This window comes from Parabacteroides sp. MSK.9.14, assembly GCF_019041495.1.
Lineage (GTDB): Bacteria > Bacteroidota > Bacteroidia > Bacteroidales > Tannerellaceae > Parabacteroides > Parabacteroides merdae.
This window is the reverse complement of the sequence record NZ_JAHPXO010000028.1, coordinates 41,500-65,906: the sequence shown is the minus strand read 5'-3', so window position 1 is coordinate 65,906 and position 24,407 is coordinate 41,500. Positions and strand designations below refer to the sequence as shown.

The 24,407-nt window shown below is 43.2% G+C and carries 22 protein-coding genes, 3 tRNA genes and 2 pseudogenes; 18 read left to right on the top strand and 9 right to left on the bottom strand.

Translation table 11 applies throughout. The features are described from left to right. Window position 1 precedes the first annotated feature (1 nt). On the top strand, window positions 2-1,162 hold the full coding sequence (locus KTG12_RS14865) for a 3'-5' exonuclease (RefSeq protein ID WP_216945468.1): 1,161 nt from the start codon (window positions 2-4) through the stop codon (window positions 1,160-1,162). Window positions 1,163-1,313: 151 nt separating this feature from the next. On the opposite strand, the gene KTG12_RS14860 is transcribed toward KTG12_RS14865, so the two are convergent. The 5 genes from KTG12_RS14860 to KTG12_RS14840 all read right to left on the bottom strand — a co-directional run bounded on the left by KTG12_RS14860 (window position 1,314) and on the right by KTG12_RS14840 (window position 5,120). Then, entirely contained in the window at window positions 1,314-1,796 is a 483-nt protein-coding gene (locus KTG12_RS14860; RefSeq protein ID WP_138273338.1) for a hypothetical protein, read from the bottom strand. A 15-nt stretch (window positions 1,797-1,811) separates the two neighbouring features. Next, window positions 1,812-2,030 (bottom strand): DUF3873 domain-containing protein, encoded by a 219-nt coding sequence (locus KTG12_RS14855; RefSeq protein ID WP_138273340.1) that lies wholly within the window; start codon window positions 2,028-2,030, stop codon window positions 1,812-1,814. An 81-nt stretch (window positions 2,031-2,111) separates the two neighbouring features. Continuing rightward, a complete protein-coding gene (locus KTG12_RS14850) occupies window positions 2,112-2,645 on the bottom strand; it encodes an antirestriction protein ArdA (protein ID WP_138273342.1) in 534 nt (177 codons plus the stop codon). Between the two features lie 633 nt (window positions 2,646-3,278). Then, window positions 3,279-3,800 (bottom strand): ORF6N domain-containing protein, encoded by a 522-nt coding sequence (locus KTG12_RS14845; protein ID WP_138273344.1) that lies wholly within the window; start codon window positions 3,798-3,800, stop codon window positions 3,279-3,281. Window positions 3,801-3,884: 84 nt separating this feature from the next. Then, window positions 3,885-5,120: a site-specific integrase gene (locus KTG12_RS14840; RefSeq protein WP_155143673.1), complete on the bottom strand. Its 1,236-nt coding sequence runs from the start codon at window positions 5,118-5,120 to the stop codon at window positions 3,885-3,887. 443 nt (window positions 5,121-5,563) lie between these two features. Here KTG12_RS14840 and KTG12_RS14835 point away from each other — a divergent pair, with 443 nt between their 5' ends. The 7 genes from KTG12_RS14835 to KTG12_RS14805 all read left to right on the top strand — a co-directional run bounded on the left by KTG12_RS14835 (window position 5,564) and on the right by KTG12_RS14805 (window position 13,678). Next, a complete protein-coding gene (locus KTG12_RS14835; protein ID WP_004292952.1) occupies window positions 5,564-6,847 on the top strand; it encodes a site-specific integrase in 1,284 nt (427 codons plus the stop codon). A 67-nt stretch (window positions 6,848-6,914) separates the two neighbouring features. Beyond that, window positions 6,915-8,213, top strand: coding sequence for a YhcG family protein (locus tag KTG12_RS14830; RefSeq protein ID WP_004292951.1), 1,299 nt, complete (start codon window positions 6,915-6,917; stop codon window positions 8,211-8,213). 5 nt (window positions 8,214-8,218) lie between these two features. Continuing rightward, window positions 8,219-9,256: a hypothetical protein gene (locus tag KTG12_RS14825; RefSeq protein ID WP_004292950.1), complete on the top strand. Its 1,038-nt coding sequence runs from the start codon at window positions 8,219-8,221 to the stop codon at window positions 9,254-9,256. A gap of 223 nt (window positions 9,257-9,479) precedes the next feature. Beyond that, window positions 9,480-9,788 carry a DUF3853 family protein gene (locus KTG12_RS14820; protein ID WP_004292949.1) on the top strand — a complete coding sequence of 103 codons (309 nt, stop codon included), beginning with the start codon at window positions 9,480-9,482 and terminating at the stop codon, window positions 9,786-9,788. A gap of 14 nt (window positions 9,789-9,802) precedes the next feature. Next, a complete protein-coding gene (locus KTG12_RS14815; RefSeq protein WP_004292948.1) occupies window positions 9,803-10,879 on the top strand; it encodes an AAA family ATPase in 1,077 nt (358 codons plus the stop codon). A gap of 214 nt (window positions 10,880-11,093) precedes the next feature. Next, window positions 11,094-12,050: a toprim domain-containing protein gene (locus KTG12_RS14810; protein WP_004319668.1), complete on the top strand. Its 957-nt coding sequence runs from the start codon at window positions 11,094-11,096 to the stop codon at window positions 12,048-12,050. Window positions 12,051-12,274: 224 nt separating this feature from the next. Next, complete coding sequence (locus KTG12_RS14805; RefSeq protein WP_004292946.1) at window positions 12,275-13,678, top strand: hypothetical protein; 1,404 nt, start codon at window positions 12,275-12,277, stop codon at window positions 13,676-13,678. Between the two features lie 103 nt (window positions 13,679-13,781). Here KTG12_RS14805 and KTG12_RS14800 read toward each other — a convergent pair whose 3' ends face one another. Both KTG12_RS14800 and KTG12_RS14795 read right to left on the bottom strand, forming a co-directional pair. Further along, on the bottom strand, window positions 13,782-14,747 hold the full coding sequence (locus tag KTG12_RS14800; protein WP_004319679.1) for a CfxA family broad-spectrum class A beta-lactamase: 966 nt from the start codon (window positions 14,745-14,747) through the stop codon (window positions 13,782-13,784). Between the two features lie 228 nt (window positions 14,748-14,975). Continuing rightward, window positions 14,976-15,060 (bottom strand) — tRNA-Ser (locus KTG12_RS14795). A gap of 186 nt (window positions 15,061-15,246) precedes the next feature. Between KTG12_RS14795 and trxA the strand changes: the two genes are divergently transcribed. Next, the gene (gene trxA / locus KTG12_RS14790) at window positions 15,247-15,720 is read left to right on the top strand and encodes a thioredoxin (RefSeq protein WP_005650097.1); all 474 of its coding nucleotides are present in this window, start codon (window positions 15,247-15,249) and stop codon (window positions 15,718-15,720) included. A gap of 165 nt (window positions 15,721-15,885) precedes the next feature. Here trxA and KTG12_RS14785 read toward each other — a convergent pair whose 3' ends face one another. After that, a complete protein-coding gene (locus KTG12_RS14785) occupies window positions 15,886-16,434 on the bottom strand; it encodes a 30S ribosomal protein S16 (protein ID WP_005638928.1) in 549 nt (182 codons plus the stop codon). Between the two features lie 149 nt (window positions 16,435-16,583). Here KTG12_RS14785 and KTG12_RS14780 point away from each other — a divergent pair, with 149 nt between their 5' ends. Together KTG12_RS14780 and KTG12_RS14775 are read left to right on the top strand one after the other, a co-directional pair. Then, window positions 16,584-17,525 (top strand): glycoside hydrolase family 43 protein, encoded by a 942-nt coding sequence (locus KTG12_RS14780; RefSeq protein ID WP_122115344.1) that lies wholly within the window; start codon window positions 16,584-16,586, stop codon window positions 17,523-17,525. A gap of 171 nt (window positions 17,526-17,696) precedes the next feature. Continuing rightward, complete coding sequence (locus KTG12_RS14775; protein ID WP_119215731.1) at window positions 17,697-19,334, top strand: ABC-F family ATP-binding cassette domain-containing protein; 1,638 nt, start codon at window positions 17,697-17,699, stop codon at window positions 19,332-19,334. On the opposite strand, the gene KTG12_RS14770 is transcribed toward KTG12_RS14775, so the two are convergent. Then, window positions 19,331-20,809 (bottom strand): DUF3943 domain-containing protein, encoded by a 1,479-nt coding sequence (locus KTG12_RS14770; protein ID WP_005638934.1) that lies wholly within the window; start codon window positions 20,807-20,809, stop codon window positions 19,331-19,333. The two genes, KTG12_RS14775 and KTG12_RS14770, sit on opposite strands and share 4 nt — an antisense overlap. Window positions 20,810-20,965: 156 nt before the next feature. Between KTG12_RS14770 and KTG12_RS14765 the strand changes: the two genes are divergently transcribed. The 7 genes and pseudogenes from KTG12_RS14765 to KTG12_RS21790 form a co-directional block, all read left to right on the top strand. Beyond that, window positions 20,966-21,577 carry a trimeric intracellular cation channel family protein gene (locus tag KTG12_RS14765; protein WP_005638935.1) on the top strand — a complete coding sequence of 204 codons (612 nt, stop codon included), beginning with the start codon at window positions 20,966-20,968 and terminating at the stop codon, window positions 21,575-21,577. A gap of 18 nt (window positions 21,578-21,595) precedes the next feature. After that, entirely contained in the window at window positions 21,596-22,666 is a 1,071-nt protein-coding gene (locus KTG12_RS14760) for an asparaginase (RefSeq protein WP_022321773.1), read from the top strand. A 30-nt stretch (window positions 22,667-22,696) separates the two neighbouring features. Beyond that, window positions 22,697-23,500 (top strand): MBL fold metallo-hydrolase, encoded by an 804-nt coding sequence (locus tag KTG12_RS14755; RefSeq protein ID WP_005638939.1) that lies wholly within the window; start codon window positions 22,697-22,699, stop codon window positions 23,498-23,500. Window positions 23,501-23,591: 91 nt separating this feature from the next. Further along, window positions 23,592-23,664 (top strand) — tRNA-Lys (locus KTG12_RS14750). 28 nt (window positions 23,665-23,692) lie between these two features. Continuing rightward, window positions 23,693-23,765, top strand: a tRNA-Lys gene (locus tag KTG12_RS14745). 136 nt (window positions 23,766-23,901) lie between these two features. Continuing rightward, a pseudogene (locus tag KTG12_RS14740) lies at window positions 23,902-24,143 on the top strand (site-specific integrase); the annotation flags it as partial. Further along, a pseudogene (locus KTG12_RS21790) lies at window positions 24,097-24,320 on the top strand (hypothetical protein); the annotation flags it as partial. The pseudogenes KTG12_RS14740 and KTG12_RS21790, both read left to right, overlap by 47 nt. Window positions 24,321-24,407: the final 87 nt, after the last annotated feature.

The window sequence follows — 24,407 nt, the reverse complement described above, 5'->3', positions numbered from 1 at the left end:
ATTGTTTAAAGAACAATTTGGAATATTAGAATTTTACCGAAATTATTATACATCAATTCTCGTAGATGAATTTCAAGATACCAATCTACTAAGTTATTGGCTATTGAATTTCTTAATTACAGATAAAACAAATATATTGCTATTAGGAGATTCGTTACAGCGAATTTATGGATTTATAGGAGCCGTACCCAATTTACTTTCACATGCACAAAATACATTCAATTTACAGCTTATTTCATTGGAGAAGAATTATCGTTTTGCATCCAATGAGAATATGCTTCAATTGGATAAAATAATACGGCAAAATGCTATTACTCCTTTTGATAATCCTAATAACTTAAAATCTAAGGTGGAATTTAATATCTATGATAACCAAGAAGAAGAAGCTTTACAAGTTGTAATTAAGTCACAAAAAATATTACAAAACGATTCCTTTGCTAAAGTTGCCATACTTGCAAAGCAAAGAGGACCTAATATTGAGCATATTATAAAAACTTTCAATCACAATAAGATACCATTCTTTTATGGATTATTTACAGATGAAGACGCTGAATATATAATATTCAACAGAAAATGTCTGTATGAATTTATTGAATTACTAAAATCAAATTCAAAGATTACTAAAAAGATAGGGAAAAAACATATTGATAAAATACGAGAAATATATATTAACAATGATTCCGTACTTGTTAAAGCTCTTTTAGAATTACTCGAAATTTTTTGGGTTCGGCTTTTTGTCGATTATTCGTTTTTATCTAATGAAGATAAAATTAATCTAATTAAAGATACCTTTGAACATAATGGTATAAAACAATATATGGAATTCTTAAATACGTCTATAATAATCTCTACGGTACATGCAGCAAAAGGTTTAGAATGGGATTATGTAATACTTCCTGATATGGAAAAAGATTCATTTCCTAACTGGTATGGATTATGCGGTAAATGTAAAAATGGGAATGACTGTAATTTTGTGATGACTAAAGATATAGAAAAATCATTCTTTGAGGAATTAAGTGTATTTTATGTAGCAGTTACTCGGGCTAAAAAGCAAGTTTTTTTTACGGCAAGTCATAAACAACTCACCAATAGGGGCATTTTTGAAAAAAATTATAGTTGTTTTATGAAATTGCCAGGTATTGAATATATACAAACAGTATAGAGAGACAGAAAGTATTATTGGCTAATCAACAGCTAGTCAGAAGGCATTGGTTGCTAATAATTTTTTGGGGAATATAGGCGGGTTTCTTTGCTACTTTATTTTCCGGCACTCACGAAAGAAAGTAGCGGCGGCAAACTGCCGCCGTTCTCTATCAACTGGTTTTAAGGCTCTTTATGGACGTGTATTTCTCTAACCACACCTTTACCTGTTCCATGTTGTATTCGCCCGTGATGACCGCCGTATGGTCGTTTATGGCTACAAACCGGACACTTTCATAACTGTTTACCCAGCCTTGCAGGGAACAGACACCCCACGTTTCCACATCTTCAAAAACACTGCGGTCTATCCGGCTGATTGGCTCGCTGAAAACTACCGTCATTATTTGAAAGTCCGGTTTATCCACCAGCAGGTGCAAATGATGCAGCGTGCCGAACTCGTCAGTTTTGCGCCCCCACGCCCACACATCATTATACAAATCATCACCCCACTGGTGCGGGTGGTCGAAGCGGACTTTTACCGCTGTGGAATGCCGGTCGTCTTGGATGTCCTCGATAACGCCCGTTACCATTAAACCCGTAAAAATACACTCGCAACGCTTGCCGATAAGCTCCTTGTTTACTTCTGTCGTTTTCATATCCCTAAATTTTACTTATTTATTACTCCGTTCTTTTTTCGCTATCCACTCGTCACGCCTACGGCGGCACTCGTCCAGCGTTTTGGCTACCGTGCTGAAAAGTTCGCCGTCCGTGTGGCGGTAGTCATATTGAAAATAAATCTGTCCTCTGAAAGCCCCTAAACAGCATTTCACGAACTTTTCTTCTCCCGGTGTTTGGGTAATGCTTACCCCGTTTTTGTTAAGTGACTGCATGATGTCTTATTTTTTTACGGTTATAAACTTGGTTGTTTTTAGCGGGCAGGGCTTTGACACTCCGCCCGGATTGGTATTTGATTATGCCGCACGGAACACAAAACCGTCATCAAACCAGTAATCGCACATAAACAGGTCACGGGAGAACTTTTCATAATCGAAATAGGTCTTTGCGAACTCCGGCAGGTTGTAGCATTCTTCTATGATTTCATAGGCGAAATCTTCTTCATCGTCATATTCCCCCTGATACTCGTCCCGGAAATCACGTACAAGGTCGTCGGCATCCTTTTCGCTCAAATCATGGCTTTTGTAGTTGCACCACACGAAAAAGGCTTCCTGCTCGGTGTCGTCCAAATCCTCCACCGCATTACGCAGGGCAAAGAAGTTTTCAGAAATCCAGCTTTCGCCGATTAAGCCCTCCGGCACGTTCTCCCAATCCTGAAACATATATTCCGCATCTTCCTCGTCCTTATGCAGTTCCCGGCAGGCTACGTAAAATTCTTCCTTGTCCGAATAGTCCGACAAGTCGAGCCATGCCCCAAACAAAGAACCGTTGTTGTACTTGGCGTAAGTGCCTACATAAACTCTTACTTCCGATAATACCTTTGCTTCCATATTGCTGCAATTTTTAAGTTTTTATTTTTATGCGGATTTGAGAGGTGAGGGAGTTGAAGTTTCACTGAACTTTTTTCCTGTTTCCCGTAAATCCGACTTTTTTTTTATGCGTCTTCCGGTCGGGTCGGTCGTTTTCGTTTCACATAGGCGTAAAAGGGTAGTGTTTAGAGTTTGCAGGGTTTTGGCAAAAAATACCTCGCAAGGCAGGGAAGATTTTTTCGCCAAACCGGAACGGCTCGACCTTGCAAAATCGTGAAGAACACGTAACTACCTTTGCCTATTGAAATGATAAAAACGACTGTCCCGGCTGGGGGACTGCATAATGAGGAAGATTTACAGATAGGGAAACTGGGGAAAAGTGCTTGTCCTCTTCCGTCTTTTAGGGAACACTCCATGCGGGCGGAAAAGGCAAGGGTGTTGTGAGCTTGCTCGCAATACTCTTGTGCGGGTTTCCAACGGCTCTTTTCACGAAAACAAGTCGGCCATGCCACGCAAGGCTGGCGTTTCGGGGAATGTGCCAGTTGGAAAAGGATATAAAAAATGCGGGTAGTCGGTGGACTGCCCGCAAGGTGAAAGAATATACTTTATTGGAATATAGCTTATTTGGTGGGATTTCGTTACCGGAATCGTTACCTATTTGTTACCTGAACGCTCATAGGTAACGAAACCTACCGGACGGCGTTCTTTCTGCTGCTTCGACTGGCTTAAAAGCTGGGTAAGGGCTTGGTACAGTTCGTTGAACTGCGCATCGGTGCTTACCTCCAGTTCCTCGATTCGCTTTAATAGTTCCTCGTAGCCGATTACCATTTGGCGCATGAGGACGAAAGCCCGCATGATTGAAATGTTTACTTCTATTGCTACTTTGGAACGGAGAACCGAAGAAAGCATGGCTACCCCCTGTTCGGTGAAAGCCATAGGCGGGGTGGGCGTGTGGCGGATATTGTCAGGGAACTTATCACAATTTGTGATAAGTTCTAACCACTCGTCTTTGCTCAACTCAAACATGAAATCACTGGGGAAGCGGTCTATGTTACGTTTGACCGCTTGTTTCAAAGTTCGTGTTTCCACTTGATAGAGTTCTGCCAAATGCAAGTCAAGCATCACCCGGTAACCTCTGACTTCAAAAATCTTGTTTTGGATAATCTGCAAGTCCATAATCGTATATTTTAGGAGATTTAGTAATGTTGGAATAATAGTAAGGACTGGTCACAAATTGTGACCAGTTCCCAACAATCAAGATTACATAGCGACTTCCTTGTAAATCTTCTCGATGCCGACAAACTTCTTGTCAAGCCCCTGCATATCACTACCTATCTTGCTGTTAGTGATGCGGGCATAGATTTGGGTCGTTTCAATGTTCGTGTGTCCCAACATTTTAGACACCGTTTCAATGGGTACGCCCTTTGACAGCGTGGTAGTCGTTGCGAACGTGTGGCGTGCAAGGTGAAATGTCAAGTTCTTTTTAATACCGCATACATCGGCAATCTCTTTCAAGTAGGCGTTTAGCTTCTGATTGCTGATTACGGGAAGTATCTTGCCATTCGGTAACTTGCCCTTGTACTTCTTCAAAATCATCTTGGGAATATCCAGCAGAGGAACATTAACATCCGTATTCGTCTTTTGCCGCTTTGTCATTATCCAAAGGTTGCCGTCAAAGGATTTACGAATGTTGTCTTGCGTAAGCCCGGCTACATCTATATAGGCAAGCCCGGTGAAGCAGGCAAAGATGAACAAGTCCCTGACGTGTTCCAGCCGCTCGGAAACCATTTTCTTTTTAAGGATAATTTTAATCTCGTCCTCTGTCAGATACCCCCTGTCCACTTTCTCCAGCCGGATTTTGTAACTGGCGAAAGGGTCGTTCACCAGTATGCCGTTGTTGCGGGCAATGATGATGATACGCTTGAAGAACTGCATGAACTTGGCGGTGGTGTTGTAGCCGCACTTGCAGGCGGTACGCAAATACAACTCAAAATCGGTAATGAACATCGGGGTAATCTCCTTAATGGACATGTCCGATACGTTATACTTGCTTTGAATGAACTCGGCAAGGTGGCGGCGGGTGACTTCATACTTTCGGTAGGTCGCTATCGTCTTGGATATGCCGACCAACTGCTTCACATCGTCATTGTGCTTTTGGAACAGGGTAAGGATTGTTTCGTGGCTCTCGCTATGACCTAAAAACTCATTCTTCACTTTCTCGGCGGTCACATAGTTGTCACGCCGCTGCATTTCGTGGTAAATGGTGTTCAAAGATGCGTTTATATCATCCAGCATACGGTTTATGCGGCTGGCTTCCGAAGTACGTCCGGTAGCCTTGCCCATTTTGCCGTCCCAAATAGAGGGCAGCACGTCCAGCTTGGTGTTAAAACGGCTTGCCACGCCGTCCACTGTGATACGGGCGAAAAGGGGGTACGCACCGTTGGCTTTCTGCTTGTCTTTCTTTGCGTAAAAGCAAATGTTGAATGTCGATTTCATAACTCATTTTTAAGTTGCAAAACTATTGTAATTCTCTAAAAATGAGTTCTATGCAGGCAAGCCAAATAGCGACAGAACTTCGCCAATTTCGGACAATCTGTACCCCCTTTCCGTTTTTGTTTGTCGGGGGTACGAGTTAGGTTACGAACTTTGTCTTTTATGGGCGAAAAGGTGTACTTTAAGGCAGACACAAGGGAATAAAAAAAGTTCCACAAATCATTGAATTTGTGGAACTTGTCTGCTTACTGTCCGGTATTGTCCGGTTAGTTCAGCGGAGAAAGAGGCTCTCGAACCTATGCTTTCAAGAAATATCATAAAATTGCAAATCACTGATAATCATATACTATCTAAAGCGCAGAGTAAATCTAAATCTTTCTGAATATCTTTTGCTATTCCAAATATTGGGTGTATATTTGGGTGTAGAATTTCAAACGCACCCAATTATGAATATCAAACGTAACATCATTTTTGCATTGGAAAGCCGGAAAAAGAACGGTGTGCCAATCGTAGAGAACGTACCCATCCGTATGCGTGTCATATACGCAAGCCAACGCATCGAGTTTACAACAGGCTACCGGATTGACGTAGCCAAATGGGATGCCGACAAACAACGGGTAAAGAACGGATGCACCAACAAACTAAAACAAAGCGCATCCGAAATCAATGCGGACTTGCTGAAATATTATGCCGAGATTCAAAACGTGTTCAAGGAGTTTGAGGTACAGGAAACCATACCGACCACCCAACAGCTAAAGGATGCGTTCAACCTGCGGATGAAAGACACCAGCGAAGAGCAGCAGGAAGAAACACAAATAAGTTTTTGGGAAGTATTCGATGAGTTTGTAAAGGAGTGTGGCAATCAGAATAACTGGACGGCATCCACCTACGAGAAATTCTCAGCAGTGAAAAACCACCTCAAAGAGTTCAAGGAAGATGTAACCTTTGAATACTTCAACGAGTTCGGCTTGAACGAGTATGTAAATTTCCTGCGTGACAAAAAGGATATGAGGAACAGCACCATCGGCAAACAGATGGGATTCCTCAAATGGTTTCTGCGCTGGAGCTTCAAGAAAGGGCATCATCAGAATATTGCATACGACACTTTCAAGCCCAAATTGAAAACCACCTCTAAAAAGGTGATATTCCTGACTTGGGACGAATTGAACAGGCTGAAAGATTATCGGATACCGAAAGACAAACAATATCTGGAACGTGTCAGGGATGTTTTTCTGTTCTGTTGCTTCACAAGCCTGCGATATTCAGATGTTCGTAATCTGAAAAGAAGCGATGTGAAACCCGACCACATCGAAGTTACCACAGTCAAAACGGCAGACAGCCTGATAATTGAACTGAACGACCACAGTAAAACCATACTCGAAAAATACAAGGAAGTCCATTTTGAAAACCACATGGCACTGCCTGTTATCAGCAATCAGAAGATGAATGATTATCTGAAAGAACTGGGGGAACTGGCTGAAATCAACGAGCCTGTACGGGAAACATATTATAAAGGAAATGAACGTATAGATGAAGTCACCCCGAAATACGCATTATTAACCACCCATGCAGGAAGAAGAACATTCATCTGTAATGCGCTGGCTCTCGGTATTCCGGCACAAGTCGTGATGAAATGGACGGGGCACAGTGACTATAAAGCCATGAAACCCTATATTGACATAGCGGATGATATTAAGGCAAATGCCATGAACAAGTTTAACCAACTATAAAAGTATCAATCAGTTTCATAGATTATCAGCTATTTGAATTATATTTGCGACAACAATAAACATTAGAATGGAAAATAACAGAGAATATCATATAGGAAGAACGGACTTTGACGCATTTGTTCATGCCGTCGGTTCGGAAATAGAACAGGCGCAAGTCCGGCTGATTGCCGCAGCCAATGCGCAAATGCTGTTCCATTACTGGAAAATGGGCAACTATATCCTGTATCATCAGAACTTGCAAGGCTGGGGAAGCAAAATCATCAAGCAACTGGCAAAGGCTATCCGGTTCAATTACCCCGAAAAGAAAGGTTATTCGGAGCGTAACCTTACTTATATGTGCCAATTTGCACGGTCATATCCGTTGAACGTGCTACGAAGTTTCATTGATACAGACACAAGGCTGTCTGTTCCAAGCATACAGAATGTTACAGATGAAGTATTGAAACTGAACAACGGACAATTTACGCAGGAACTTACTGCGCAAATACAATCCGCTGATTGTCAATCTTTAGAAATTACGCAGGAAGTTCCTGCGCAAATTCAGGATGTGGAGAAAACAGTTTCTGCCATTTACAGGATGGAGATTAGGGAAATAGAAAAAGTTTTCCTGAAATCCCCTGTTGCCAAAATAAACTGGGCAAGCCAAATGGTCATACTTAACGGTTCGTTACCGTTAGGCATAGGATATTGGTATATGAAACAGGCTGTAGAAATGGGCTGGAGTAGCAATGTGCTGAAAATGCAAATTGAAAACAACCTATATAACAGACAAATCAACAACAACAAGGTAAACAATTTCACAGCCACACTTCCAGCACCACAAAGCGACCTTGCCAATTACCTATTGAAAGACCCGTACATCTTCGATTTGGCTGGAGCGAAAGAAAAGGCAGACGAAAGGGACATAGAAGAGCAGCTGGTAAAGCACGTTACCCGTTATTTGTTGGAAATGGGCAATGGTTTTGCCTTTGTCGCCCGGCAGAAGCATTTTCAAATAGGTAACAGTGATTTCTTTGCCGACTTGATTCTATATTCTATTCCGCTACACGCATACATTGTTGTAGAACTGAAAGCTACTCCATTCAAACCGGAGTATGCAGGGCAACTGAATTTCTACATCAATGTGGTGGATGACAAACTGAGGGGAAAAAATGACAACAAGACTATCGGGCTGTTGCTGTGCAAAGGAAAAGATGAGGTGGTAGCACAATACGCATTGACAGGCTACGACCAACCGATAGGCATCAGCGATTATCAACTGAGCAAGGCTATACCCGAAAACTTGAAATCAGCTTTGCCAAGTGTGGAAGAGGTGGAAGAAGAACTGGCATCTTTCCTTGACAAGGACAATAATCCCCAAAATTGAAGTCTATGGCAGGAGAAATAAACAAACTGATTCCCCAATATGGAGAACTCAATAGAATATATAATGATTGGGTAACCAATTATGCTTTTTCTTTTGACAAGCAGAAATTCATCACCGACTTTTACAGGCAGCACAATGATACAAAGGCTTTTGAAGCCGCTATCCTTGAACTGGTACTTGACAAGCAGAAAGAACAATACACATTGATTCTCAATAGTCTGAAAATCGAAATAGAAAAAAATATACGGGCTTATGAAACAAAACCGCTGAATGATGACGTCATAAAGCGTGTGTGTTTTCACTACGCAGACAGGCATAATTCTGCAATTAAAGACCAGTTGGAGATTACCACCAAGTTGCACGAGCCTTTGAATGACGCATACCACAGATATGATTTCATTGGTTTTCGGGAGCATACGGACGAAGAAGAAATACAGGCAGAAAAGGAATATGAACGCTGCAAGGCTGAATACGACAAGGAAAAGAAAGAATTGGATAAACTTTATGAACTGCAAAAGCAAGACAGGAAAGAGGCTTTTCAATATATAGAAAACCTTTCCGGCAATGTTTACCGCCTAAGTCTTCTTTTTATGGAAGTCCTAAAAAAGTACCTTCCTAATGATAGGGAAGAAAAACAGCAGGATGAACCAGTCAAGCAAAACGAACAAGAAGAAGTACAGAATAGCCCGGAGGGACAACATGAATATTTTGACATGAAGCAGCTTTCGCCCATTCATGAAACCTGTGTCGGGGAACAGTTCGAAGCCATTACCATAGCGGATTTCTATGCCAATATAAACCTGTACCCCTGCAAGAATAAACTAAAAATCAAGGCAAGGGAAAAGATACGGGTGTGTTACCTGATATTCCTGATGAGCGAGAAACTATCCAAGCAATACAGGGATGAATGGAGAAGCCAAATATTAAAATTGTTGGATATTGACGAGAGCTATTACAGGTCGAAATACAAAGAACCTGTTTCCGATTTTCCGAGTGACAGCAACCAGAAATTCGCAAAGGAAATGGAAAGCATATTCGGATAATTCGTGATATAACCTGACATTCTACGAAATTACCACTTTTACCACTCAAATTAATTTTTGAGTGGTATTTTTATTGTCTGATATTTAATGAGATAGCGCAGTATCCCATTTGTATTATCCACATCCTTACCACTTACAGCCATACCTAATTTTGCATCGTTCGAGAACAGAAATAACAGCCAGTGCGCAGGGCTGATTGTTTAACGACTAAATAGATTGGACGATGACAAATCTTCAAGAGTTATTATTAAAACCCGTCTGGCAGATGACAGGCGAAGAGTTCATATTTCTAAGCAAGTACGCTTCCAACCAAACGGAAGCGCAGCCACAGCCCGTTACGGACACAGAAAGAAAGTATGTGTACGGAATACTTGGCATTGCCAAATTGTTCGGGTGCAGTCTGCCTACCGCCAACCGTATAAAGAAAAGCGGAAAGATAGACAAAGCCATTACGCAAATAGGGCGCAAGATTATCGTGGATGCGGAACTTGCCCTTGAACTGGCTGGAAAGAAAACCGGAGGACGAAAATAACGGGAGGTGTACTTATGGATTATATGAAAGATATAAAAGAAATATCGGCGGAAGAAGCCGTAATCCTTTGGCAAGCCTCACGCCTGAGCCTGTCGAAAATCTATGAGAAAGCACCTGAGATTCTAAAAGTGCAAGGTTCGGTCATTGGTACACTGGGTAATTTCAGTGCATCAATCGGCAAAGCCAAAAGCAAAAAGACTTTCAATGTGTCGGCTATCGTGGCGGCAGCATTGAAGAATGGTACAGTGCTAAGATATGTGGCGGAACTACCCGAAGAGAAACGGAAAATCCTGTATGTGGACACGGAACAAAGTCCTTATCATTGTCTGAAAGTCATGAAACGTATTTTACGGATGGCTGGGCTTCCAGATGACAGGGACAATGAGCATCTGGAATTTCTTGCTTTGAGGAAATACACGCCCGAACAGCGTATCAGGATTGTAGAGCAGGCTATTTACAATACGCCTGACATAGGGCTTGTAATCATAGACGGCATCCGTGACATGGTATATGACATCAACAGCCCCGGTGAATCGACACGCATCATATCAAAGCTGATGCAGTGGACGGACGACAGGCAGATACATATCCACACGATACTCCACCAAAACAAGGGCGATGAGAACGCAAGGGGGCATATCGGTACGGAACTGAACAACAAGGCTGAAACTGTCCTTCTTGTGGAAAAGGACAAGAGCAATGGAGATATAAGCAATGTTTCAGCCATGCACATACGGGCAATGGACTTCGAGCCTTTTTCATTTCGCATCAATGACAATGCCATACCTGAACTGTTGGAGGGTTACAAGCCCGAAACCAAGAAACCGGGAAGACCGGAAGAGGAAAAGTTCGACCCTTACAGGCATATCACCGAACAGCAGCACCGCATCGCATTGGAAGCAGTTTTCGGGCTGAAAGAGGAATATGGCTACAAGGAACTGGAGGACACCTTAATTAAGACTTATGTGTCTGTGGGGGTAAAGTTGAACCACAAAAAGGCGGTATCGCTCATCACCATGCTTCGGAACAAACGAATGATAGTGCAGGAGAACGGCAGAAAGTACACGTTCATGCCCGACTTCCACTATTAGCCCACACCTTGCAATCGCTTCACTTTATTCCGGGGGTCTATATATTAGGGATAAAGCGAAGTGGTTGCGAAATGTGGCAAAACCGCTTCACTTTATTACCGTACTCTATATATACGAAAATAAAGTGAAGTGATTATACAGACCGTACTTCATAAAGAGGTACGGGCGAAAAGAGAAAATAAACCAATTCAACTATCATTAAACCTATCGTCTTATGGATATACAGACAGCGAAACAAATCAAAATAGCGGATTATCTGCACAGTTTAGGATTTTCACCCGTCAAACAACAGGGCATAAACCTGTGGTATAAGTCACCACTAAGGGAAGAAACGGAAGCATCGTTCAAGGTAAATACAGAACGTAACCAATGGTATGATTTTGCACTCGGCAAAGGTGGGAATATCATCGCACTGGCACAGGAACTTTATTGTTCCGACCATGTGCCTTACCTCTTGCAAAAAATCGAAGAACAGACACCCCGTATTCGCCCCGTGTCTTTTTCTTTTGGCAAGCAATCATCTTCCGAGCCAAGTTTTCAACAACTGGAGATTGTACCGCTTTCTTCTCCTGCCCTGCTTGCTTATTTGCAGGAAAGGGGAATAAACATTGCAATGGCGAAAAGAGAATGCAGTGAAGCGCACTTCACCCATAATGGCAAACGGTATTTCGCCATCGCCTTTCCCAATGTGTCGGGTGGGTATGAAATCCGCAACCAGTATTTCAAGGGATGCATCGCACCGAAAGAGATTTCTCATATCAAACAGCCGGGAACAGCGAGGGAAACATGTTATGTGTTTGAGGGATTTATGGACTATCTTTCATTTCTTACTTTGAGATTGGAGAATTGCCCGAAATATCCCGAACTGGACAGGCAAGATTATATGGTGTTGAACTCAGTAGCCAATGTTTCCAAAGCAATCTATCCGTTGGGAAGCTATGAGCGCATCCACTGTTTCTTTGACAATGACCGTGCAGGAATGGAAGCCATGCAGCAAATCTATAAGGAATACGGCAGGGACTTATACATCCGTGACGCTTCGCAGACATACAGCGGATGCAAGGACTTGAACGAATACTTACAGAAACAGACTGAAAGAAACAGGCAAGTTCAATCTGCAAAAGGGGTGCGCAGCCAACCACCGAAAAAGAAAAACGGCTTTCGGTTATAGCCCACTATAACTACACGCTTCGCTTTCGTAGTTGTGGGCTCTCCCGAGGGGATTAGGGCTTTGCCCTAATGACCCACTCAGGGCGTTTCTCCCCTAAGAACCCCGAGCAAAGAGTGCCCCTCTCTTTGCAATCTCCGCTTATGGGTTGCACCCCTAAGAACCCTGTGCGGTTATGAGCGGACAACAGAAGATTTCATCAACAATCCAAATCAAATTTTAAGAATATGGCAACAAAATCAAGCATACATATCAAACCCTGCAGAGTGACATCAAGCGGGGCTCATAACCGGAGAACTGCCGAGTACATGCGCAATATCGGCGAGTCCAGAATCTACATTGTACCCGAACTGACTTCCAATAACGAGCAGTGGATAAACCCGGGCTTCGGCAGTCCTGACCTGCAGGCGCACTATGACAGCATCAAACGGATGGTCAAGGAAAAGACCGGACGAGCGATGCAGGAAAAGGAGCGTGAGCGCAAGGGAAAGAATGGAAAGATTATAAAAGTGGCTGGATGTTCTCCAATCCGTGAGGGAGTATTGCTCATCAGACCAGATACAACACTGGCAGATGTACGAAAGTTTGGTGAGGAGTGCCAGAGACGCTGGGGTATTACACCGCTCCAAATCTTCCTGCATAAGGACGAGGGACACTGGCTTAGTGGACAACCCAAAACCGGGGATAGGGAGAGTTTCCAAGTCGGTGAAAAGTGGTTTAAGCCGAATTATCATGCCCATATCGTATTCGACTGGATGAACCACGACACGGGCAAGAGCCAAAAGCTCAATGATGACGATATGATGGAAATGCAGACTTTGGCATCTGACATCCTCTCCATGCAACGTGGGCAATCTAAATCCGAGACCGGAAAGGAACATTTGGAACGAAATGATTTCATCATTGAAAAGCAGAGAGCCGAACTGCAACGCATGGATGCTGCAAAACGGCACAAAGAAGAACAGATAGGTCTTGCTGAACAGGAACTGAAACAGGTGAAATCAGAAATACGCACTGACAAGCTAAAGAAAACAGCCACCAATGCAGCCACCGCCATAGCAAGCGGAGTTGGTTCTCTTTTCGGAAGTGGAAAGATGAAAGAGCTGGAGCGAACTAATGAAGATTTGCACCAAGAGATTGCCAAACGAGACAAAGGTATTGACACCCTCAAAATCCAAATGCAGGAAATGCAAGAGCGACATGGCAAACAGATACGCAATCTTCAGAGCATACACAACCAAGAACTTGAAGCCAAAGACAGGGAAATATCACGATTGAACACTCTGCTTGAAAAGGCATTCAAGTGGTTTCCGATGCTTAGAGAAATGTTGAGAATGGAAAAACTCTGCGCTGTCATTGGATTTACCAAAGATATGATAGATTGTCTTTTGACAAGGAAAGAAGCTATCCAATGTAATGGCAAGATTTATTCCGAGGAACATAGAAGAAAGTTTGAAATCAAAAACAACATCTTCAAGGTGGAGAAGAATCCGACCGATGATAGCAAACTTGTACTGACCATAAACAGGCAACCGATAAGCGAATGGTTCAAAGAGCAATGGGAGAAACTTCGGCAAGGTTTGCGACAACCAACGGAAGAACCAAGAAAAAGTAGAGGATTCAAGTTATAATAGAAAAAAAAGACAATATAAAAGCACTCTGATAGTTACGAAGTGCTTTTATATTGTATAAATTATATAATGTTTACCATTGAAGCTTCAAAGTAAACGCAACTTAAGGAATTGCCGAATTTTGTATTAATAAAGAATATACGACCTCTGATATATGCGCAACATATTGTGATGCTTGTGATTCATTACCCTTGAAATCCTTAACAAATATCGCTAAAGTATAGCAGACATTATTAGGCAGGCATATATAGGCAACATCATTGTGAGCTGCAAGAATACCATTTTCATTGACATAACCAGAACCCGTCTTATGTGCAATAGAAACCCTTTCTTTATCAAGAAGCGGAGCGACTATTCTATCTGTACCTGTCACACATTCTTTTAATGTATTCTTAATGAAACTTTGCTTCTCACCACTGACAATACTTTCGGTAAACAAACGGTTCATCAACATTGCGGCACCAAGAGGAGATGTATAATTAAAGTAAGCCCTATCGTGGTCAGCCGACATTTCCTCTTCTGTATAAGCTATCTGAAAACTTGAACGAGGAATAAGTGTGGCTATAAAACTGTCAGTTTGAGCAACATTGACCATATCTTTAAACATCAGATTGCTTGCATTATTATCACTTTGAGCAATAGTATAACGAAGTAAATCTCTCACGGTTAATGATATAACCAACTCGGAATAATCTTTCATCATAGGACTCCAAGTCTTTGAATCAAGTCTATTCCTATCTATCTTTACTAAGGTATCAAGTGAAATCCCTTTGTTATCAAAATCATTGCAAAGAGCTAATGCCTGATGAACCTTAAATACACTCATCATAGGATATACACTCTTATCATTAACTTTAACTGTATCTGTGTTATTAATAATAATTGCCACTCCAATTTCACCAGGACAAGCTGATACTATCCGAGAAATGCTATCAGTCAAAACATCTGTCAAAGGTGGATTTGTACTATTATTAGAAGTTGATTTAGAGAACAATAAAAAAACTAAAACTATGATACAAACTAAAGCTATACACAAAATTACAAGGCGTTTTCTTCTACTTTTTTTCATACTACGATTTTTAAACATTATATATTATCATGACAGACCCTGATTTATTATTTACTGCAAAGATACGAAATCTTACGGAAAATGAATTGGTTGTTTTTTTCGTTTGTTCTGTTTTTTATCAAATTATTTTCCGAGCGAATATGATTCGTCTTAAATAAACCAACTTTACATTCTTGGGTGTAAAATTGGGTGTTTGTTTTATAATTTGCTGATTTTCAGCGTTTATTGCGGAGAGACAGGGATTCGAACCCCCGGAACCTCTCAGTTCAACGGTTTTCAAGACCGCCGCAATCGACCACTCTGCCATCTCTCCAATATGTATGCAAGTATTTTTTAATTGCAGTGCAAAAGTAGTGATTATTTTCGAATAATCAAATTTGGTGATGGATATTTTTTCTTTTCACTCTATTCATTTTCTTTTAACCACTGAGAATAAACGTTTGTGTCTTTTTATTGTTACTTTTGTAAGTGATAATAATTAAATAGTAATAAGTTTTATATGAGAAGTTTGAAAAGTTTATTGATGGTTGTGGCCGCGCTGATTTTGGTCAGTTGCTCCATGTCTGCAAAACCAGAAAAAAATGAAACGGAAAAGGTGTCATCAGCGCAGGGGGAAGTGATTGTTTTGAATAAAGCGGACTTCCTGTCGAAAGTATATAATTACGAAAAGAATCAGACTCAATGGGTGTACGAAGGAAACAAACCTGCTATTATTGATTTTTATGCAGATTGGTGCGGTCCTTGCAAGAAAGTATCTCCGATCCTGAAAGAACTGGCTGCACAGTATAAGGACGATATCGTTATTTATAAGATAAATGTAGATAATGAAAAAGAGCTGGCTTCGGCATTTGGTATACAGAGTATCCCGACGTTGCTGTTCATCCCCAAGACGGGTAAACCACAGATAGCCCAGGGAGCTTTATCAAAAGAACAGTTTGTAGAGCAGATAGATAATTTCTTGCTGAAAAAATAAGGTTTTGATATATTTCTGTTGGAAATGTTGTGATTTGGAACGCCCGATTCTCGTGTAGGATCGGGCGTTTTTAACTTCTGCGAATGTTCGCGAGGAGAGATAAAGGGATAAAAAAAAGAGGATATCTGCAAAGATATCCTCTTTTTTATTTTGGCAAAGCTCGAATTATTCAGCGCTTTCTGCTGCAGGAGCTTCTTCTGCTGGAGCGGCAGCAGCTGCTTCTTCAGCTTGCTTAGCAGCTTCAGCGGCTGCCAATTCTGCTTTCTTTTTAGCTACGATTTCAGCTTTTGCCTTATTTGCTTCTTTTTCAGCTTCCAGACGAGCAATGGCGGCAGCTTTTGCAGCTTCGCTATCTTTGTCCTTTACTGCTTGAACAGAAGCCTGTTTGTTTTTCAACCAAGCCTGAAACTTAGTTTCAGCAGTAGCTTCGTCGAATGCACCCTTCTTAACACCTTCCAATAAGTGTTTTTTCAAGCAAACACCTTCGCGGGAAAGAATGTTACGAGTGGTATCTGTAGGTTGTGCACCTACCTGTAACCAATACAAAGCTCTTTCGAAGTTCAAATCTACTGTAGCAGGATTAGTGTTCGGATTATAAGAACCTATCCTTTCAATAAACTTTCCATCACGTGGAGCCCTGCTGTCTGCGACTACGATCTGATAAAAAGCGTAGCTTTTGCGACCGTGTCTTTGCAATCTAATTTTTGTTGCCATGTTTGAATAATTAATTTAAGCTGTTTGTATTAGCGGGTGCAAAGATAGGAATTTTCATAAACAAAACAAATATATTGTAGAAGAAAATAATTGATTATCTTTGTCGGCGTGTGAAATTCTCAATTATCAAATAATAAACGGATACATTTATGAAGACGGATACGTTGAAGAAAATGCTATTGATGCTGTTGTGTGTTGTTTCGGTAAATATGACTGCTTTAGGGAAAGAACTGGTTTCGGATGTGTTGCCGATTGCCGATCCTTATATCCTGTTTTACAATGATACCTATTATGCCTATGGAACATCCCGTGCGGACGGTTTCGAGGTGTACAGTTCTAAAGACATGAAATCGTGGGAGCGTTCTCCGCGCCTGGCACTGAGTAAAGAAGATTCTTACGGGGATAAATGGTTTTGGGCGCCGGAGGTCTACTATGTGGGGGAGGATAAGAAGTTTTATATGTTCTATTCGGTAGAGGAACATGTCTGTGTTGCCACGTCCGATTCTCCTTTGGGCCCATTTGTGCAAGATGAAAAGAAGCCGATTCGAGAAGAAAAAGGAATCGATACATCCGTCTTTTTCGATGAGGACGGGAAAGCCTATCTTTATTTTGTTCGCTTTACAAACGGTAATGTGATTTGGTGTGCGGAGCTGAAAGATAATCTGAAAGAGATCAAAGAAGAAACATTGACGCAATGTGTTGAAGCTACCGAACCGTGGGAGCTGGTGTTCGGAAAGGTGGCTGAAGGGCCTTCTATTGTCAAGCAGGGCGGGCTTTATTATATGTTCTACTCCGCAAATGACTTCAGAAGTCAGGATTATGCCGTAGGTTATGCAACCTCGGATTCTCCTTTCGGTCCGTGGAGGAAAAGCGAGAAAAATCCGCTTTTGCATAAAGTGGAAGAACTTGTCGGAACCGGTCATGGTGCACCGTTCCTGGACAGATCGGGCGGATACCGCTATATTTTCCATGCCCATAAGAGTCGGACAGAAGTGAACCAGCGAAATTCTTACATTATTGATATGTATCTGGCAGGGAAGGAGCGGGTTTCGATCGGTGGTGGTCTGATACGTCCGGAAGTCGTGAAATAAATCATTCTTTTCGACCGGACGGGATAACAAAGCTCAGTCAGTAAGTTTGTCATCCTGTACCCGTTTGGAGTATATCCTGTCATTCTTTTGAACCAACGGCTGAAATATTGTCGTTCCTATTTATTTACTACCTTTGCCGGTCGTTTTATAAAAGCAATACATTTATATTATATGATTTCAGTAGACGGACTAACAGTAGAGTTTGGCGGTAGCGCATTATTTTCGGATATATCTTTTGTCATTAACGAGAAAGACCGGATTGCCCTGATGGGAAAGAACGGGGCGGGTAAATCTACTTTGCTGAAGATATTGGCGGGTGTGCGTGAACCGACTCGCGGGAAAGTGTCTGCTCCGAAAGATACCGTTATCGCATATCTTCCGCAGCATTTGATGACGGAAGATGGCCGTACGGTGTTTGAAGAGACTGCTCAGGCTTTCGCCCATCTGCACGAGATGGAAGCGGAGATCGCTGCTCTCAACAAAGAATTGGAGACACGCACCGATTATGAATCGGATAGCTATATGGAACTGATCGAACGCGTATCGACATTGAGCGAGAAATTCTATTCCATAGAGGAAATTAATTATGACGCCGATATAGAGAAGACTCTGTTAGGGCTTGGTTTCACCCGTGAAGACTTTAATCGTCAGACAAGCGAGTTCAGCGGTGGTTGGCGTATGCGTATCGAATTGGCAAAACTGTTGCTGAAGAAACCGGATGTGCTTTTGCTGGACGAGCCGACCAACCACCTCGATATCGAGTCCATCCAGTGGTTGGAGGATTTTCTGATCGATAACGGGCAGGCGGTTGTGGTGATCAGTCACGACCGGGCTTTTGTGGATCATATCACGACTCGCACGATCGAAGTTACGATGGGGCGTATCTATGACTATAAAGTCAATTACAGCCAATATCTGCAGCTGCGCAAGGAACGCCGCGAGCAGCAACAGAAGGCATACGACGAGCAACAGAAGTTTATTGCTGAAACGAAGGACTTTATCGAGCGTTTCAAAGGCACTTATTCCAAAACTTTGCAAGTGCAGAGCCGCGTGAAGATGCTTGAAAAGCTGGAAATACTGGAAGTCGATGAAGAAGACACTTCCGCTCTGCGCCTGAAGTTCCCGCCTTCGCCCCGTTCGGGTTCTTATCCGGTGACGATCGAGAATGTGTCTAAATCGTATGGAGACCATACTGTTTTCCGTAATGCCAATCTGACGATCGAGCGGGGTGACAAGATCGCTTTTGTCGGAAAGAATGGCGAAGGTAAATCTACGCTGGTAAAATGTATCATGAAAGAACTCGAGCATGACGGCACGTTGACGATCGGGCATAACGTGATGATCGGCTATTTTGCGCAGAACCAGGCTTCCCTTTTGGATGAAAACCTGACAGTGTTCCAAACGATAGACGATGTCGCAAAAGGGGATATCCGCAACAAAATAAAGGATTTGTTGGGGGCTTTCATGTTCGGGGGCGAGAATTCTGCAAAAAAGGTAAAGGTGCTCTCCGGTGGCGAACGTACCCGCTTGGCAATGATTAAACTATTGCTGGAACCCGTCAATCTGCTGATTCTTGACGAGCCGACGAACCATCTGGATATGAAGACGAAAGATATCCTGAAACAAGCCTTGATGGACTTTGACGGGACGCTGATCGTCGTTTCGCATGACCGAGACTTCCTGGACGGTCTTGTGACCAAAGTTTATGAATTCGGAAACAAGAAAGTGACGGAACATCTCGAAGGTATCTACGAGTTTCTGCAACGCAAGAAAATGGAAAATCTGAACGAGTTGGAGCGTAAGAATTAAATCCGTATCCCTAGCCCGAGCATCAGGTCGTAAGTGGAATAATCTACCCGGGGGTAATACCGGTAGTTCGTCCGTCGTGAGAAATAGCGGTTTGTCAGGGTGATGTTCCACTTGTCCATTAATAAATAAGCCAGTTTCATCGAGAAGATGGTCAGGCGCGCGTTTCCTGCATCGCCTTGAATGTTCAGGGTTCCGGGATCTGCCTGTGACCAGTCGATCTCTGGATCATATCCTTTCCAGGTAAAGATATGATAGTTTTCCATGTTGAGCAGGAAAGCCAATCGTCTGTTGTAGATGATGCCTGCACCGGCCTTGGTGCTGTAGCCGCTTCCTAAGTTATAATCCCGTTCGCCAAGCAGCATATAATCCGAAAGGCTGGCTCCCAAAGCGACGCCGTTTGCATACAGTTCGGCGTAAATATCCGTCTTGTCTCCCGATGTGGCCTGCTTGTAATAGATAAGGCCTCCTCCTGCTGCTGCCGGTGCTGCGATGCGGTAAGGAGGAACGGTCAGGTCGCTTCCGTCGCGGAGCTCCGAGTTATAGAAGTCGAAATGTTGGAATAATCCGGCGGAAAGGGAACGCGGCCCTTTCGTCCAAACAGTTTTTCCCCATAAGGCTCCGATGGCATTGACCTGGCTGACCACCGGCTGGGCAGAGAACAAATCCATTCCGAAGTTGAAGCGGAACCATTCATAGGGAGAATAAAAATCATCGTTGAAAGGATTCCCGTAGTCGATGCGGAAATTAATGTTCAGACTGGTCGTTCCCCGTTTCGAACCTTCTTGTTCTGCGAGGAAACGAGGTCCCATCGTGACGATAAAATTGACGGGAACGGAAGAGTAGGTTCGTCCTTTTGAAGAACCGTGTCGCCAGGCTTCTCCTGAAATGATACGGTTGAAGGCGCGGACCGGCGACAAAATGCCTGCCAATACCTCGCGCCCCACACGTTCGGCTCCTGACGAACGGTTGTCTATGAACAGGTCGGACAGCCGATAGGTGATTTCACCCAATTCGATTCCTCCGAACGTTGTCGCCAGCATGTCGTTGATCGAAGGCGGTTCATTCTCCATAAAGAACTCCCACATCAGACTGCCGCCGGCTGCAAACGGGGCGGATTGCCAGAAGTTCATACCGTTGCTGCGGGCTGCGTTGAAATAGAGTGAACCGTGATAAGGGTGGGAGAAAAGGTTTGTTGTGAACTGGTCGGTGTCCCATACCGGGCCTTTTTTGAAATTGCTTTTGATCGTATGCCCGTTGATATAAGCCCAATCCTCTTTTACGATATATCGGTCGAAGCTCCAGACGAGCATATTGAGTCCGAATGTTTCGAGTGCCGCTTTCCAAGGGCGGCGGGGTTGGAGTAGGGTTGAGTCACTTGTATAATGACGATGTGTAATTTGAGGTATATATTCTTGTCCCCGTATCCAGGGGAACGAAAACAGACAAATGAGTCCGGTTAGTATAAATTTCTTCATTTTTCCCTTAATTAGATAGTCATCAGCACCTTTTTGAATGCAAACTTATATATAATTAACAACCGGATGTTCGTTTGGTTTAAATAATTATCAGGTCATCTTTATAGAAAACCGCAACATTGCGAGGAAATACTTATTTTTGCAGAAAAAATCAAAATGATAGACTTTATTACGTTTTGCGATTACACCGGGACATTCGCTTTTGCGATTAGCGGCATCCGTTTGGCTTCTGCCAAACAATTTGACTGGTTCGGGGCCTATGTTGTCGGTGTGGTTACGGCGGTAGGAGGCGGTACGATCCGCGATATCCTGCTCAATGCCACCCCTTTTTGGATGGAACAAGCCTCTTATCTCATCATATCGGCTCTGGCGTTGCTCTTCGTTATCATATTCAGGAAATATGTGATTAGCTTGAACAATACTTTCTTTATTTTCGATGCGATAGGGCTGGGACTGTTCGGCGTGGTCGGTATCGAGAAGGCGCTGACATTCGGATTCCCGATGTGGGTGGCCATTGTGATGGGGACGATTACGGGGGCTTTCGGCGGTATGATCCGCGATATCCTGATTAACGAGGTTCCGCTGATTTTCCGAAAAGATATTTATGCGCTGGCATGCGTGTTCGGAGGCATTATTTATTACGCTTGCTTACAGATGGGTATCGGGCCGTCACTGACGCAGCTTATTGCTGCTACCGGAATATTCGTTTCACGGATAGTGGCAGTAAAATATCATATAAGCGTCCCTGTATTAAAAGGAGAAGAATAAAATTATTAACTTTGCGATATGACAGCAAGTGTAAACATTCAAAGTGAGAAAGCCTCGATCCTGCTCATCTATACCGGCGGAACGATCGGTATGATCGAAAATCCCGAAACCGGCGTGCTGGAATCGTTCAATTTCCAACATTTGAAGGATAATATGCCGGAACTGAAGAAGTTGGGGTATGCGGTTTCGACCATTCAGTTTGATCCGGCTATGGATTCATCGGAGATGGGGCCGGAGTCATGGATGAAGATCGTAAAGATTATTGCAGACAATTACCAGTTGTACGACGGCTTTGTCGTGCTTCATGGTACGGACACGATGTCTTTCACGGCATCTGCTTTGAGTTTTATGCTGGAAAACTTAAGTAAACCGGTCATCTTTACCGGTTCGCAATTGCCGATCGGTATGTTGCGGACCGACGGGAAAGAAAACCTGATCACCGCCATCGAGATCGCCGCAGCCAAGGAAAACGGTGTCCCGGTTGTGCCGGAGGTCTGTATCTTTTTCGAAAATGACTTGTTGAGGGGTAACCGTACGAGTAAGATCAATGCGGACAACTTCAATGCTTTCCGTTCATACAATTATCCGCCGCTGGCACATGCCGGTATCTATATAAAGTATGACACCGGGCAGGTTTACCATCCTGTTTCGAGAAAGCCGTTGAAGCCGCATTATCTCTTGGACCGGAATATTGCGGTGCTGAAACTTTTTCCGGGGATTTCTCCCCAGGTGGTGGAAAGCATCCTGAACATACCGGGACTGAAGGGAGTCGTGATGGAAACGTTCGGAAGCGGTAATGCACCGTGCTACGATTGGTTCCTGACGATGTTGAAAGAAGCGGTGAGCCGGGGAATTGTGATTGTAAATGTAACCCAGTGTAGTGCCGGAAGTGTAGAAATGCATCGGTATGAGACTGGTCATAAATTGTTGGAAGCGGGAGTGATAAGCGGTTTCGACAGTACGACCGAAAGTGCTGTTACCAAGCTCATGTTCCTTTTCGGCCACGGCTTGACGCCGGAAGAGGTGAAGGACCACATGAACTGTTCGCTGATCGGGGAGGTGACGATCCCCGACTCATTTCGCCCGTAATTCCTCTTAAGGACTGAATTGGAAATTAAAATGAAACTATCATTTCTGAGTTTAGCAAGTGGAAGCAGTGGAAACTGCTATTATCTGGGAACGCCCGAATTCGGCGTGTTGATTGATGCAGGTATCGGTATTCGTACCATAAAGAAGGTGTTGAAAGATAAAGCGATCGATTTCTCCAAAATTGTTGCAGTCCTGATCACGCACGATCATGCCGATCATATCAAGACTGTAGGTTGTCTGGGAGAGAAACATTGTATTCCTGTTTATACGACAGAGGCCGTCCACCGAGGAATCAGCAAGAGTCGCTACGTGGAGGAAACGCTTGTCAGTTCGCGTAAGGTGATAGAAAAGGAAGTGCCTTTTATGATCCGCGATTTCCGCATTACTGCTTTCGAAGTCCCGCATGATAGTACCGATAATGTGGGTTATTATATCGAATATGGAGATCATAAGTTTACGTTGGCAACGGATGTCGGCCATATTACCGAAACGGTAAGTAAATACATGGGCATGGCGAACCACCTGATCATAGAAGCCAATTATGACGAGGAGATGTTGCAATTCGGCACGTATCCTGCTTTTCTGAAGGAACGCGTAGCCAGCCCGACCGGACATTTGAGCAACCGTGAAGCTGCCGAATTCCTCGCAACTCATTATGATCCCAAATTAAAAGATATCTGGTTGTGTCACCTGAGCCGTGACAATAACCATCCCGAACTTGCTTATAAGACAGTCGATTTCCGCCTGTTTCAAGAAGGGGTACGGGTTGGAAAGGATGTTTCCCTGCATGCTCTGAAACGGACTACACCGTCTGATATATTTGAATTTGATTAAAATTTTGTGTAAAAAACGCGGAAAAAGTTTGCGAAGAAAAATTAAACTCTTATCTTTGCACCCGCAATCGAGAAACAACGATAGCATGAATGACTTGGTAGCTCAGTTGGTAGAGCAAATGACTCTTAATCATTGGGTCGAGGGTTCGAGCCCCTCCCAGGTCACTCAATAGAAACAAAATCGACAAATATCGACTTGGTAGCTCAGTTGGTAGAGCAAATGACTCTTAATCATTGGGTCGAGGGTTCGAGCCCCTCCCAGGTCACAAGCTAAAAGGCCTTTTACAGCGTTTGCCTGTGAAAGGCTTTTTTATGATATAAATCGCCAATGGTTATGTAAATAAGTTTATTCCGGGAATTCATTTTCAACAACTTCGAGTATTTCCTGCGTACGAAGAAGAAATCACCCGCCGGCGCAAGACGAACACCGAGTCCAACATCCGCCTGCTGGACGTGCCCAAGCGCATCATAGAGAAGTCCAAGTGGCTGTCCAAGGACGGTCATGTATTTCCGGTACCGGGCACAGTAGATGCAATGTCATATTGAAGGAACTTGGCAGGCAATGCGGTTTCAAGATACGGTTGACCTATCATGTTGCCCGGCATGAGACCGTTTCTCTCTTCGATAGTGGTGAAGGCTCTCCTGCTCCCTCTGCATTGCATGTACGGGTAGTTTTGCCCATATCCATGTCCGCCGGTATTGCCTGCCCTTTTCTTGGGAGAAACGGCTTGTCGTAACGGGCGGCGTGACACAAACTTTTCCGGATATAGAGAAACATTCTAGAAAAAGACTGGAAGACAAGCTATTATTGGACTGTATAGCAACAAAATTATATTTTTCTCAATAAAACTAATTATTTTTTTTCTTTTTATGAATATATATGTTATATTCGTAATATGTGAAAGGCC